This window comes from Streptosporangium sp. G12, from assembly GCF_052983175.1.
The window spans coordinates 48892-61628 of sequence record NZ_JBRIQO010000036.1 but is presented as its reverse complement, the minus strand read 5'-3'; the positions used below and the strand labels follow the sequence as shown (position 1 = coordinate 61628).

Annotated in this window: 14 protein-coding genes; 6 read left to right on the top strand and 8 right to left on the bottom strand. The window is 71.0% G+C overall.

The genetic code is table 11. The annotated features are described in order from the left end of the window. Positions 1-238: 238 nt before the first annotated feature. Positions 239-523: a DUF7710 domain-containing protein gene (locus tag ACVCAG_RS39905; protein WP_440088139.1), complete on the top strand. Its 285-nt coding sequence runs from the start codon at positions 239-241 to the stop codon at positions 521-523. 517 nt (positions 524-1040) lie between these two features. Here the strand turns inward: ACVCAG_RS39905 and ACVCAG_RS39900 are convergent. Genes ACVCAG_RS39900 through ACVCAG_RS39885 form a run of 4 tightly spaced genes read right to left on the bottom strand, consistent with a single transcriptional unit; the run spans position 1041 to position 4571 of the window. Then, positions 1041-2282 (bottom strand): FtsX-like permease family protein, encoded by a 1242-nt coding sequence (locus tag ACVCAG_RS39900; protein WP_440088141.1) that lies wholly within the window; start codon positions 2280-2282, stop codon positions 1041-1043. After that, positions 2279-2965: an ATP-binding cassette domain-containing protein gene (locus ACVCAG_RS39895; protein WP_440088143.1), complete on the bottom strand. Its 687-nt coding sequence runs from the start codon at positions 2963-2965 to the stop codon at positions 2279-2281. The genes ACVCAG_RS39900 and ACVCAG_RS39895 overlap by 4 nt, the downstream gene beginning before the upstream one ends. After that, positions 2962-4083, bottom strand: a complete 1122-nt coding sequence (locus tag ACVCAG_RS39890) for a hypothetical protein (protein ID WP_440088145.1) — start codon at positions 4081-4083, stop codon at positions 2962-2964. The genes ACVCAG_RS39895 and ACVCAG_RS39890 overlap by 4 nt, the downstream gene beginning before the upstream one ends. After that, a complete protein-coding gene (locus tag ACVCAG_RS39885; RefSeq protein WP_440088146.1) occupies positions 4080-4571 on the bottom strand; it encodes a hypothetical protein in 492 nt (163 codons plus the stop codon). The genes ACVCAG_RS39890 and ACVCAG_RS39885 overlap by 4 nt, the downstream gene beginning before the upstream one ends. A 140-nt stretch (positions 4572-4711) precedes the next feature. On the opposite strand from ACVCAG_RS39885, the gene ACVCAG_RS39880 reads away from it, so the two are divergent. Continuing rightward, on the top strand, positions 4712-6055 hold the full coding sequence (locus tag ACVCAG_RS39880; protein ID WP_440088147.1) for a histidine kinase: 1344 nt from the start codon (positions 4712-4714) through the stop codon (positions 6053-6055). 167 nt (positions 6056-6222) lie between these two features. After that, entirely contained in the window at positions 6223-6906 is a 684-nt protein-coding gene (locus tag ACVCAG_RS39875; protein WP_440088149.1) for a response regulator, read from the top strand. On the opposite strand, the gene ACVCAG_RS39870 is transcribed toward ACVCAG_RS39875, so the two are convergent. Continuing rightward, on the bottom strand, positions 6870-7484 hold the full coding sequence (locus tag ACVCAG_RS39870; RefSeq protein WP_440088151.1) for a hypothetical protein: 615 nt from the start codon (positions 7482-7484) through the stop codon (positions 6870-6872). The genes ACVCAG_RS39875 and ACVCAG_RS39870 overlap by 37 nt on opposite strands. A gap of 462 nt (positions 7485-7946) precedes the next feature. Between ACVCAG_RS39870 and ACVCAG_RS39865 the strand changes: the two genes are divergently transcribed. Continuing rightward, positions 7947-8474 carry a hypothetical protein gene (locus tag ACVCAG_RS39865; RefSeq protein ID WP_440088152.1) on the top strand — a complete coding sequence of 176 codons (528 nt, stop codon included), beginning with the start codon at positions 7947-7949 and terminating at the stop codon, positions 8472-8474. A gap of 245 nt (positions 8475-8719) precedes the next feature. Here the strand turns inward: ACVCAG_RS39865 and ACVCAG_RS39860 are convergent, their stop codons facing one another. Further along, on the bottom strand, positions 8720-8890 hold the full coding sequence (locus ACVCAG_RS39860) for a hypothetical protein (RefSeq protein ID WP_440088154.1): 171 nt from the start codon (positions 8888-8890) through the stop codon (positions 8720-8722). Between the two features lie 36 nt (positions 8891-8926). Here ACVCAG_RS39860 and ACVCAG_RS39855 point away from each other — a divergent pair, with 36 nt between their 5' ends. Beyond that, positions 8927-9109, top strand: coding sequence for a hypothetical protein (locus ACVCAG_RS39855; RefSeq protein ID WP_447191360.1), 183 nt, complete (start codon positions 8927-8929; stop codon positions 9107-9109). A 64-nt stretch (positions 9110-9173) separates the two neighbouring features. On the opposite strand, the gene ACVCAG_RS39850 is transcribed toward ACVCAG_RS39855, so the two are convergent. Further along, entirely contained in the window at positions 9174-10865 is a 1692-nt protein-coding gene (locus tag ACVCAG_RS39850; RefSeq protein ID WP_447191359.1) for a YncE family protein, read from the bottom strand. Positions 10866-10942: 77 nt separating this feature from the next. Continuing rightward, positions 10943-11194 carry a hypothetical protein gene (locus ACVCAG_RS39845; RefSeq protein WP_440088158.1) on the bottom strand — a complete coding sequence of 84 codons (252 nt, stop codon included), beginning with the start codon at positions 11192-11194 and terminating at the stop codon, positions 10943-10945. A 759-nt stretch (positions 11195-11953) separates the two neighbouring features. On the opposite strand from ACVCAG_RS39845, the gene ACVCAG_RS39840 reads away from it, so the two are divergent. Then, a complete protein-coding gene (locus ACVCAG_RS39840; protein WP_447191358.1) occupies positions 11954-12541 on the top strand; it encodes a hypothetical protein in 588 nt (195 codons plus the stop codon). Positions 12542-12737: the final 196 nt, after the last annotated feature.

Here is a 12737-nt window from a genome sequence, read left to right as displayed (position 1 = left end):
GTCTCGGTGAAGCCGACTCCGTGTGGGGGTTCCGGGAAACGATCACCCCCATTCCGGGAAGCGATCTTCTAGGGTTCCGACCCACCCCAGATCGCACCCACTCGTGAACACCCCACCAGGTCAGAGCCACTTCCGAGAGATCGTGCGTTGCCGGGTGACCAACTGAGTGACTACGGTCCATCCACCAGGTCCGTGCCCTTCCGAGTTTCGCAAAGTCCAGTGGCGAGGTGTCTCAGCGGTGAGCGATTCCAGTCCTGTGACCGTGTGGGTCTTCCTGGGCGAGGGCGCTCAGTGGCCGTCCGGCGTGTTCGGGACGCGAGAGCGCGCAGAGTCGTGGATCAAGACCGGTGAGCTGACGGGGATGCTCACCGAGTACCCCCTCGACACAGGTGTCTACGGCTGGGCGATCAAGCACGGCCACTTCCAGCCTCGCGCCGCCCATCAGCAGACCCCCTCGTTCGTCGGGCGTTTCACGACCGCGCACCAGGAGCATTTCCACTACAACAAGGGGAATCAGGACTAGAAAGAGACAACCCGGCGAGATGGATGCTCTCGCCGGGCTTGGATCTACGTCAGAGTTCTGGGCTGTAGGTCGGGAAAGAGCTTGTCCATCGCCTCGGCCCCTTCCAGGAGCATCGGGCGGAGTTGCTCGCGATAGACCGTCTCCGTCACTGAGGTGTTGCGGTGACCGACGAGGCGGGAGATGTTCTCCAGTGGGATACCGGAGTCCGACTCGGGGTGTCGGCGCCCTCCCGGTCCGCCCACACGAGGGGGGACACCGGTGGGTCAGGGCGCTGCCGATCCGCAGGTTGCGGCCGGTGGGCGGATGGGTGTTCCCGGTGTCGTTCATGAGCAGTGCCCCCGCGACCAGGTCGGGATGGCCGAGGCGGGTGGCGGTCATCGCCATGACGGAGGATCCCGGCTCCAGGCGGTGTTCCAGGCCCATGGTCGCGGACGTCGAGCGAGGCGGCCTCCCTGACGGCGGAGGTGAACGCTGGGGGCCGGTGGACCGGACGAGCGGGATCCACCGGCCGTCGCCGTCAGGCCGTGCGCAGCGCGTCGGTGGGGGACAGGCGGGCCGCCCGCATCGCCGGGTACAGTCCCGCGACGGCGCCCACGACGACCGCGGTGACCAGCGCCGCGCCCACCGCCGCCGGGGGGATCAGCGGCTGCCACCCGCGCTGGAGCGCCAGCGCGTACGTCACCGCGGCCCCGATCACCACCCCGCACACGCCACCGGCCACCGCGAGCATCAGCGACTCGACCAGGAACTGCACCGCGACATGGCCGCGCGCGGCGCCCAGTGCCCGGCGCAGCCCGATCTCCGTACGCCGCTCCAGCACGGCGATCACCATGACGTTCGCGATGCCGATCCCGCCCACCAGCAGCGCGACCGCTCCCAGTCCGATGAACAGCGAGGTCCCCGCGTTCGCGACCTCCAGGCGGGCCGACAGCGCGTCGGACGGCCGGCTGACGTCCACCTCGTTCGGACTCTCCGGGTTCGTCGCCCGCGCCAGCAGCTCGGAGACCTCCGTCGTCCGTATCACGTCGGCTCGCACGTACACCCGGCTGGGCCGTCCCCCGTACCGGAAACCCTGCGCCGCGATCTCCGGGCCGATCAGTGCCGACAGGTCGATCTCCGGCGCCAGCTCAAGCGGTTCCAGGATGCCGATCACCGTGAACCAGCGGTCCTGGACCCACACCCGCGGAGTGCCGGCGAGATCCCGGATCCCCAGCGTCTGCGCGGTGGCGTGACCCAGCACCGTGGCGGGATAGGCACTCGTGGCCCGGCTGAGGTACGTGCCGTGCCCCACCTTCGCGTTCAGGGTGGGCAGCAACGAGGGATCGGCGACCCGGACCGAGAGCCCGCCGGTCAGCGTGGCCGGGATCCGGTCCGACCGGAACACCTGGACCCCGGGCAGTTCGGCGGTCGGCGCGGCGGACCGCACACCGTCGGTCCTCCTGATCGTCGCCGAGGCCGTCACCGGCAGCGGCACCTCGCGGCCGCTCGCGGACCGCCCGTCGGTCACCGTCAGCAGGTTCGTGCCCAGCCGGTCGATACGCGCGAGCAGGTCGGCCTGGCTCGACCGGGTGATGCCCAGGACCGACACCACCGCCGCGATGCCGATGGCCACGCCCAGCGTGGACAGAACGGCACGCATGCGCCGCGTGCGCAGCCCCACGGCGGCCACCGGCAGCAGGTCCGCGGCGCGCAGCCGGGACGGCGGCGCGGCGCCCGCGGGCATCCGGAAGGGCGCGGAGGACTCGTCCGGCCTGGTCACGGGTGGCTCCCGGAGTCGCGCACGATCCGGCCGTCGCGCATGTCGATACGCCGGCGCATGGCGTCCGCGACGCCGGGGTCGTGGGTGATGGTCACGATCGTGGTCCCGTCGTCGTTCAGCTCGCGCAGCAGGGCGAGGATCTGCGCGCCGGTGGCGGAGTCCAGGTTGCCGGTGGGCTCGTCGGCCAGCAGCAGGCCGGGACGTCCCACCAGGGCCCGGGCGATGGCCACCCGTTGCCGCTCGCCGCCGGAGAGCTGCCGGGCGCGGTGGTGCGCCCGGTGCGCCATGCCGACACGGGCCAGCGAGGTGGCGGCCGCGGCCCGGCGCCGGGCGCCCGGTACGCCCCGGTACAGAAGGCCGGTGGCGACGTTGTCCAGCGCGGTGAGTCGGTCGAGCAGGTGGAACTGCTGGAACACGACACCGAGCCGGTGCGCACGCAGCCCGGACAGCTGCCGATCGGTCATCGGCTCGACCGCCTGGCCGGTGATGCGGATCGACCCGCTGGTCGGGCGATCCAGCCCGGAGGCCAGGTTCAGCAGGGTCGTCTTGCCGGAACCGGACGGGCCCATGACGGCCACCAGCTCGCCGCCGTGGACGGTGAGGTCGACGCCGCGCAGCGACTCCACCGGCGGCGTGCCGGGATACACCTTGCGGGCGGCGCGCAGCTCGAGGACGGCGGTCATGGCGACGGCACCTCGACCCGGTCGCCGGGCCGCAGGGCGCCGGTCACCTCCACCGTGCCGGCGGAGTCGTCGAACAGGCCCGGCTCCACCCCGGCGAGCCGGCCGTCCGCCAGGCGCACCTGGTATCCGCCGCCGGGGCGGGCGAGCAGCGCGGTGACCGGCACCATCAGCACGTCCTTGCGGGTCGCGGTGGTGATGCTCAGCCGTACCGGAGCCTGGTCGAGCGCCGGGCCGCCCCGCGGCGGCCTGACGCCGATGACGACGGTCACCGTCGCCGGTGCCTCACCGCCCTGCGTGGAGTCGTTCTGCGGCGGAGCCGTGGCGACCCGTCCGATCCGCAGCACGGTTCCCCGCAGCGGTTCCGCACCGGTCATGGAGATGCGGACCCTGTCGCGTGCCCGCACCAGCCGCCGGCGGTCGGCGCCGATTCGCGCGGTGATCACCTGTCGCGTCGACGTCGCCCCCAGTACGGGCGTGTCCGGCCTGACGGTGCTCGCGAGCGCGGCGCGCACCTGCCGTACGCGCAGCCTGCCCGGCAGGAACACCACCTCGCCCATGGCCAGCCGGCCGTCGCGGCGCCAGGAGGGCAGCCCCCAGGACGCCTCCCAGCGCCGCACCGCCGCGCTCGTCGCCCAGGTGAAGTGCGCGTCGACGACGATGTCCCGGCCGGGATCCATGCCCAGCGCGACGAGGTTGCGTTCGAGCTGCCGGACGTCGGCACCGTCGGTGGTCGCCGGTCCGAGATCCCGGTAGGCCGGTGTCGTGCCGTACAGCAGGCGCACCGGTCGCGCGTCCACCGAGTACAGGCGTTCGCCGCGTGCGACGACGTCGCCCGGGGCGGGCAGCGTGGTCAGCACGCCGGGGGCGCCCTGGTGGACGACGGTGTACGAGCCGTCGAAGGTCAGGGTGCCGCCGATCTGGGTCCGCTCGGTGACGGTGCCGCGGGTGACGGTCGCCGTCGCGGTCCGCACCTGAGGGGACGTGTCGCCGGGAGCCGGGCGGTGGGTGGTGGCGCTCCAGAGGACGACGGTCGCGGCGCCGACGACGACCACCACCATTACCGTGACCGCCGCCCGCCTGGGCGGGCCGGAACGGCGGGGGAGATCCGTCTGCGTCACGAGACGCTCCAGCTTCGGTCCCAGTGCTTCCGGCACGCCGCCCGGGCCCGCTGAAGCTCCGGGGTCTTGCCGTCCAGCGGGGTGCCGAGAACCGGGAAGCTGCCGTCGGGCCTGGGGTCCGGCCAGTCCGGCACGCCGTTCTCGCGCAGGCACCGTGCGAACGTGCGCAGCTGGGGCACGTCGCGGGCGCCGGATCCCTCCCCGCCCGACCGTCGGGGGATGCGGTCGGTGATGCTCCGACATGCCGTCATGGCGTCGTCCACCGCATCGGCCGGCTGGTTCTGGGGCATTACCAGGTCCCCGTCGCGGACGGTCGGGTCGGGGAACTCCGGCACCCCGTTGTCCCGTACGCACTTCGAGAGTTCCCTGCCGAGCGCCAGCAGATCCGTGTCGCTCATCCGCTCATCGGGTTCCCCGCCGCCCGGGCCGCATGCGGCCGGGCCGATCAGGAGCGTGGCGGTGACCACGATTCGAAGGAGTCTTGTCATGGGTCCAGGGTCGTGGCCGGGCGGGGGGACGTCGTCGGAGCATGATCCGGTTTCGGCGTCCCGGCCGTACGACCGGAGGGGGAGGCGGTGTACGAGCCGGGTCCGATGCCGGGCGAGGGGCGGCTGCCTACGATGGGCGTATGCCCTGCTCCGCCCGTGTCCTCGGCCACGTCCCGCCCGGCCGGTGGGCGGTGGCGCGCGACGTCGGCCTCGTGCTGCCGCTCGTCCTGCTCTCGACCGCGTCGGCCGCGTGGCCCGGCACCGGTGAGCCCGTCACGCCGTCGGTGTGGTGGTGGGGTGCCACGCTGCTGCTGGTCGCCGCGGCGCTGGTCCGGCGCTCCCGCCCGCTCGTCGCGGTGGTGCTGGCCGCCGTGGGCGGCGTGGCGCACCAGCTGAATCCGTACGTGCCGTTGCAGCCGATCGACCTCGTCGTGCCCTGGGCCCTGTACGGGCTCGTCGCGAGCCGTCGCGGCCGTCGCGGCGGGCGGTCGGCCTTCGGCGTCCTGCTCGTCGTCACGTACGCGGCAAGCCTGTGGGCGGTGTGGCGGCCACCGGTGCGCGGCGGGTGGCTGGCCTTTCCCGGGATGGTCACCAAGGCCGACCTCGTACGGGGCGCCGCGGCCGGGCCCGGTTTCCCCGACGTGCTGGGCGTGGCCGCCGCCAACGCGATCGGGGGAGCGATGGTGCTCGCGCTCGCGTACGCGTGGGGGATCGGGGTGCGCAACCGGCAGGAGCGGCTGGAGGCGCTGAGCAGGCACACCGAGGACCTGCGGCGGGAGCAGCGGCAGCGCGTCGCGCTGGCGACCGCGGCCGAACGTGCCAGGATCGCTCGCGAGATGCACGACGTCCTCGCGCACAGCCTCGCGGTGATCGTGGCGCAGGCCCAGGCCGCGGTGGCCGTGCAGCAGCGCCACCCCGAGCTGAGTGCCGGGGCGATGCGGGAGGTGGTGACCGTCGGCCGCGCGTCGCTGGCCGAGCTGCGCCAGCTGCTCGGCGTGCTGCGCGGCGACGCCGGGGAGGAGCGTGACCACGCCCCCCGGCCCGGTCTCGGCGAGCTGCCGGCCCTGGTCGACCGCGTGCGGATGGCCGGGATCCCGGTGCGGTTCGACGTGGCGGGCACCCCGCGGGTGCTGCCGGCGCTGCAGGACATGTCGGTCTACCGCATCGTGCAGGAGGCGCTGACCAACACCGTGAAACACGCCGGTCCGGGCGCCGGGGCCGTGGTCCGCGTCCGGTTCGGCGACGACGGCGTGGAGGTGGAGGTCACCGACGACGGCGCCGGTCCCGCCGACGGGACGGACGACGGCGAGGGCAACGGGCTGCGCGGCATCGCCGAGCGGGTCCACCTCCTCGGCGGGCACCTGGAGACCGGGCCGGCCGGTGGGCGCGGGTTCCGCGTCCGGGCGCGGCTGCCCGTCGGCGGCCACGCGGCCGACCCGGTGGAGACAGGGGAGACGGTGGAGACGGCGGGCGATCGGGCGTGACCGGCTCCGGGGGCGCGGCCGCGGGCGTTCTCAGGCGGACGGGCGCTTTCACGGCAACGGGTGGTCCCGGAGCGTCCGGGGGCTCCGCCGGTTCCGCCGCGGGGAGTGGTCCTGGGACGGATGCGGCCGGTGCCGCGGCCGGTGGGACGCCCCCGCGCATCGTGCGGGTGGTGCTCGTGGACGACCAGGCGCTGCTGCGCACCGCGTTCCGGCTGATCCTCGACCAGGCGGACGACATCGTCGTGGTCGGCGAGGCGGCGGACGGCGACAGCGGTGTCGCCGTGGTGGAACGCACCGGACCCGACGTCGTGCTGATGGACGTCCGCATGCCCGGCACGGACGGCATCGAGGCCACCCGGCGCATCCGGGCGCTCGACGGCGGCCGTTCCACGGCGGTCCGGCCGAGGATTCTCATCCTCACCACGTTCGACCTCGACGAGTACGTCTACGAGGCCCTGCGCGCCGGTGCCAGCGGCTTCCTGCTCAAGGACGCCCTCGCCGAGGACCTGCTGTCCGCCGTCCGGGCCGTCGCCTCCGGCGAGGCGGTCACCGCTCCCAGCGTGACGCGCCGGCTCATCGCCCACTATCTCGACCGCGCCGAGCCGGAGCCGCGGCCCGCGGCCTCTCCCGTGCCCGACCGGCTCGCCGTGCTCACCCGGCGCGAGCGGGAGGTGCTGACCCTCATCGCGCGAGGCCGCACCAACGGTGAGATCGCGGCGGAGCTGCATCTGTCGGCCGGCACCGTACGGACCCACATCGGCCGCATCTTCGCCAAGCTGCAGCTGCGCGACCGGGTGCAGGCGGTCATCCTCGGCTACGAGTGCGGGCTGGTGCCCCGGGCGGCGCCATGACGTGACGACCGGCATGCCCTCCCCGACGCCCGGATCGGGCCGGCGTCGATCGGCGCGACGTCGCCCGGGCACGTTGCGGCGCCCGATGCGCCGCGTGCGGCTTCTGCTCCTTTCGTCCCATGACAGGCTTCAGTGCCTGTCAGCCGATCTGCATGACGACGGCGCAGCCATCCATCAGTCACCAGCCGCTGCAGTCGTGAACGCATGCCCTCCACCTGGGAGCGGGTGTCCGGCTTGCCGATGGCCTGCACGATCTCCCGTGTCCGCATCGGCTCATCGGCCGTGGCCGGCAACGCCACCACCTGCTGCCGGAACCCCCGCAACGGCGGTAGCGGTGACGGCTCCTCTGCGGGGTCGAGGTGAGCCGCCTGCGACGATTCCTCCTCCGCGCCCGCGTCGTCTTCAGGCATGTCGGCGTCGCTGAGGTGATCGCCGGCGAACTCTGTCAGCGTCTCGCGCGTAATGGCCAGGCGCTGCAGTCGTTCCTCGACCGCGACCAGTTGTGCCCGCAAGTCCTCGGCCTGCCGTAGCGCAGCCGTCTCTGCCAGGGCCACGCGTTCCAACAGTGACGTCACCATCGCCTCCCAGAGGGGAAGCAGTCGTACCCGCCTGCCGCATTCACGCCATGCAGTCCAACAACTCCGCACTGCAAACGGCAAAGCACTGGCAGCCACCACGGGGCTTGAGATCTTTCAGGCCATGCATCGTCAACGGTGGAACAGTCGAAAGGCGGGAGTTGATCCCGGCCGAGAGCGTGTTCGCGTTCCTGGTCGAGCATCGGCAAGGGGTTGTTCCCGCCGGAGGCGTTAGCGGACATGTACGCGCCGGTCGACGGGTGCCCGTCGTCTAGGAAGCGCGGATGGCGTATCTGAGTTCTTCGAGGTGGGCTACACCGGGATGCGGATTGCCGCAAGTACACGCTCCGGCAGTGTGGGCTTGGGCAGGACAGTCCCGGCCGAACTTGTCCAGGTGGCCGAGATCGGGCGGGTGCAGGGAGATGATCTGCTGCGCTTGATCCTGGTGTTGGGCAAGATCGCCCTATGGGTCTGACTCGCAACCGCCGCGCTCTGCTCTTCACCGGGGCGATCGGACTCGCCTCGCTCCTGACGCTCTTTGAGGTGAGCACTCCCGGCCTGTCCGTCTGGGCATTGGCATTGGTGTCGTACTGGCTGGCGCTCGCCATTGCCTGGTCGTGGATGTTGGGTCGCGGGCCGGGTCGGCGGGGGTGGGCGCCCTGGATGTTCGTCCCGCTCGCACTGGTGCTGGGCACCGTGCTGCTCGTCAAGACCGACGCGCCCCTTCACGCGCGCTTCGCCCTGTCGGAGCCGAGCCTGGAGCGCTACGCCCGGTCAGTGCACAGCGACTATGCCAGCGATCGATGGTGGGGCCTGTACTGGGTGGACGAAGTGGAGAAGATCCCCGGGGGAGCGAGGTTCATGGTCACCGAGCTCACGATGGATTGGAAGAGCTACGGCTTCGCCTACATCCCGGATCGGGCACCGGATCCAGAAGAGGGAAGGTATGAGCACTTCGCGGGCCCCTGGTACATCTGGTCTGACGGCCCCTGAACCTCACGTGATGCATGACCTCCCGGTTCCTCGCCGATGTGTGCCGCGCGCAGAGCGCTGTCAGTACCTGAAGGCACCGAACGGCTGGGAAACGATCAGTTGCTTTGCGGGAAGCGATCATCACCGTGACCGACTCGGTGCAGGTCACGCCCATTCGTGAACACCCCACCAGGTCAGAGGCCACTTCCGAGAGATCGGGAGTGGCCTTCTGCGTTGCTGAGTGACCAACTGAGTGACTAGCCCCGCTACTGGGAGTCGCGTCCTGAGATCGCCATCACGGCGGCGGTCAGGATGCAGGCCAGCCCGGCAGCGGAATGAGCGATCAAGAAGGGGGCGGCGTCGTTGTCGGCGCCGGTGGCGACCGCTCCGCATCCGCCGAGAACGGGAATCGCCCACCCGAGGGTCAGCGGAAGCATGTGGGGGCGAGGCCGAGGTTTCGCTGATCATCCTTCGTGCGGACCAAGCTGGACGATGATCGCATGCCGGGATCGGTCCGGGAAGAGCCGATTCATGACTTCGGCTCCTTCCAGGAGCTGTGGCTGCTGCCGGTCGGCGGCGGCCGCGATCTCGTCGATGGACGGTGTCGTTCCGCCGGCGCTCAGGCGGACCCCCATGGCTGCCTTGGCGAGCTGTAGTCCCTTGGCGTGGGAAAGCATGGGTGACGGCGAGTCGGGTCACCGTCACCCGGGCGTCGGGATGCTACACGGGCGGCTGGAGGACGGTGACCATGTGGGTGGTGCTCGCTGACTTGATGGTCGAGTTGCCGAGCAGGTTGACGGTGTACGTGTGTTCGCCGGCCGTGGTCGACGTATCGGAGAAGCTGAACGACCCGTCGGCGGCGGGGATCAACTTCACCAGGCCCTTCGAGGTGACGGTGCCATCCGGGCCAACGACCTTGCGCGAGACGGTGATGATCGTCCGCGGGAAGGTGATGCCGTCGGCGCCGAAGGTGCCGTTGAAGTCGAGTCGCTCGCCGACGTTGCCCGCCGCCGGTCCGGTCACGGTGAGCGTCGGCTCGTACAAGGCCACTGTGACGGTCACCGAGGAGCCGCTACCCCGGAACCATGAGTTGCCCGGCCAGTACACCTGATACTTGAACGCCCCGATGGACGGTGGGGCGTCGGTGAATCGGTAGGTCCCGTCCGCCGCCGTGGTGATCTCCTGGAACGGCCTGGAGGTGCCGTCGGGGAGCCGGCTGTGCAGTTCGAGCGTCTGCACGCCGGGTGGCAGCCCGCTGCTCAGCGTGAGTCGTCCGCTGAGAGTCGACTGCTTGAGCGCGGTCACCTCGGAGGGAGCCGTCAAGGTCAGCGTGGAGGAGTGGTAGGGCGAGGGCGGCAGCCGCCAGAGGTGCATCCGCCCGGTGCCGGGCTCTTTCAAGACCGCGAAGGTGAGTGTGCCATAGAACTCGATGCTGCCCGCCACCACCGCCTTCCCCTGGTGGGCGGCTGTGTAGATGACCTCCGCGGTGGTCGCGTCGTACACCACGAGCTCCGCCGCGTCGTCCGCGGAGGAGTTCCAGCCGCCCACGACGTAGGCGTCGTCCGGGCTGGCCGCGACAGCGGTGGGGAGGCCGTGCTCGCCGAATCCGCTGCTGTCGTAGGCGCGGCCCTGAGTCAGGGCTGTCGTGTCCCAGGCGTCGAACCGGCGGGTATCGTCCAACGCCGACAGCGCCGCCGATCCGTACTCGGCGAGTGCGAGATCCCGCAGGGCCGGCAGCTCGTTCGCCACTCCGCGGATCTCGCCGCGCGAAGTGGCAGGCGTGGTGTTGATGTCGTACACCTTGACTGTGGCGGGACTGACTCCCGGCTCCCCGGCCACCAGCGTGTTCCCGGCGACGGCGACGAGCGGAGCCTGGGTCGTGGCCGGCCCGACCCGGACGGGGGCGGGTGTCGCCGCCGCCAGAATGAGGCCGAGAACCCCTCCCTCTCCCGCTTCGCCGCAACCGAATCCGATCCACAGCCGGTCGTACGACTGCGCCAGACTCGACGGGCACGGGTACGCGGTGAGGTCGATGCGCTTGGTGACGGCGAGCGTGGTGGTGTCGATCTCGATCACTTCATGCGAATCGCGCAGCGCCGCGTACACCTTCCTGCCGGTCTCCGGCGAGGCCAGGGCGACAGCACCGGACAGGCCGGGGATCGTGTTGATGACCTTGCCGTCGATGGACGCGACCACGATCCGGTCGCCGGCGGCGACGAAGACCTTGCTGCTGCGCGCCACCACGTCTCCGCCCTTCCCGGCGACGCCGAGGTCGGTGACGGTCGCGGCGGTCGCGGCGGCCGCGGCGGTGGGCGCCTGAGTGACGAGCAGGGCCGCCGTCAGGAGCAGGGGCCCGGCCCAGGCGACTAATCGGCGGGACAGAGGAGCACGGGCAGAGGTTGATGGGCGCACGGGCACTCCGTTCTGGAGGAGAAGGGGAGGGGCGAGCACCCCGGCATGACTACGGGACCCGCTCCCACTGACGATCTTCATAAATCGAACACATATTCGCATAGTGTGGGATTGCCGTCCAGAGCATCGGTCAGATCGGCGGCGGGGGCCACGTTCACCGCCAGCATCCGCCGCCACGTCTCGGGGGCGACGTCGGCAACGGCTTCGACGGGAGAACGGGAGAACGGGAGATGCCCGCGGCCTTCCAGGTGGCGGGCGGCGTTGACGTGACGCTCCCAGTGGCCGTGGTGGCAGATCACGATCGTGGTGTGGCCCTCGACCGGCTCCACCAGGCGGGGCAGCGCCGAGGCGAAGCCGCTCCGGGGCGCCGGACGCCTGGAGGGTGAAGCCGTCGAGGCGGGCGCTCACGCCGTAGGCGGCGAACTGGCGGGGGCGGGACAACACCTCGGGATTAGATCCCGCCGCAGTTCATATTCCCCACCCGAATTGCGCCTTGTTTGTCCAACCGGCCCGACGTTGCCGGACAAACACTGGGATCGCTAGAACGGGGAGGGCGAGGTCAGGCTCCCGGAATCCTCGCGAGGGGCGTCGACCGAAGAACGAGCAACGGATCGAAAAAACGCCCCCGAACGCGTCCCATGTCCAGCGCCACGAAAAGAAAGGAAATCGCCGAATGAAATGGCGTTCGAAGCGCAGGACCGCGGCGGTGGCACTCGGCACGTCCGCCGTGATCGCCACCTTATCGACGCCGGCTCCCGCCGCTGCCCAAGCCGGCTCTTCCTGTTCGCAGTCTTGGCTCTGCTCCACGACCAGAAACGAAAGCGGCTCGTCCGTGTACGTCGGGCGCGACTGGACCTGCGGCGGCGTCACCGGCTCCGGTGGCTCGGACAGTTGTGTCGCGGCGTCCCCGCGCATGTGGATCTACGCGGGCCAACGCACGCCGTATCTCGCGGACTGGGATGCGGTCCGCGTCGACGCCGGATGGTGCTATGCGATTCGGTTCACCAGCTCGATAGGACGACCGCAGCGCGGCGGGACCTACAACCGGGTCGGTGCGGGCCACATGTGGCTCAAGATCGAGGACGACGATGCGACCGCGGCTGCCGGAGGACCCCGCCGTCGCCCAGCTCGAGGCCTGGATCGAGCTGGCCGACCTGGTACGGGGTGAGGAGTTCCGCGGCGCGGTCCGTTCCTGTCTCCGAGACACCTACGGCATGTTTCCGGGACGGCGCCTGGCCGCCGCACCGGTGTGGGACTTCATCCACCGGGAGGGGGCGAAGGCCGGGGAGGAGGTCTTGGAGGCGTATCGTTCCGGGCTGCCGGCGGACTCTCCCCGGGCACGGGAGCTGGTCGTTCGCATGGCGAACGCGACCGCCGGGGTCTTCGGCGGGCAGGCCACGGCCGAGTCGCGGGACCGACTGGCCGCGGCCTTCCTCCTCGTCGAGAGGATCCAACGCGAAGATTTCCAGGGGGAGGCCCGGTACGACGCCACTCATGGCAGGTACCTGTCCCTGGTGGCCGTGATCAACGGGACGCCGCCCGATACGGGCGAGGAGGGTCCCGCGCTCTTCGCGTGGATCGCGGCGGCCCTTCGTGCTTCGGCCCGGCGAGGGGGTGAGACAGGTACGCCGGAAAGAGGAGACGGGCGAGGCCGGCAGCCGACGCGGTCGTGTTGATCACGGATGGAGAACAGCCGGCGTTCGGATCTTCTTCGCGCCAGGGCAGGGCTCGGACACGTATGCGGGAAACGATCATCGCCTCCTCGGGAAGCGATCTTCTCGACATCTCCTGCACTTCAGGCCGGCCCACCTCGTGAACGCCCCACAAGACGGAAGGCCCGGTTCCAGATCATGGAACCGGGCCTTTTGCTGC